Source organism: Gelidibacter salicanalis (genome assembly GCF_016469035.1).
In the GTDB taxonomy this organism is placed as follows: Bacteria; Bacteroidota; Bacteroidia; order Flavobacteriales; family Flavobacteriaceae; genus Gelidibacter; species Gelidibacter salicanalis_A.
In genome coordinates, this window is record NZ_JAEHJZ010000585.1 from 1 (window position 1) to 250 (window position 250).

At 49.2% G+C, this 250-nt stretch carries 1 protein-coding gene; it reads right to left on the reverse strand.

The genetic code is table 11. From position 1 onward, the window contains the following. Positions 1 to 250 (reverse strand): SDR family NAD(P)-dependent oxidoreductase (locus JEM65_RS22075; protein WP_306465111.1); only part of this gene is annotated, 250 nt, incomplete at both ends.

Here is a 250-nt window from a genome sequence, read left to right on the forward strand (position 1 = left end):
TCGGGTAACACAGTCACTTTTACGCCGGTGTCCTGTTGCAGCTTTTCAGCCAGCGCATTCAGGCGCTGTGCATCACGGGCCACAAGAATAAGATCATAGCCGCGTTTAGCGAGACGATCGGCGTATGTCGCACCAATACCGGTGGATGCGCCGGTGATTAACGCCAAAGACTGAGAACGAATGGAATCTGACATGAGAACCTCTGGGTTGATTAAGTGGTTTAATAATGAAACCAGATGATTTTTAGCAC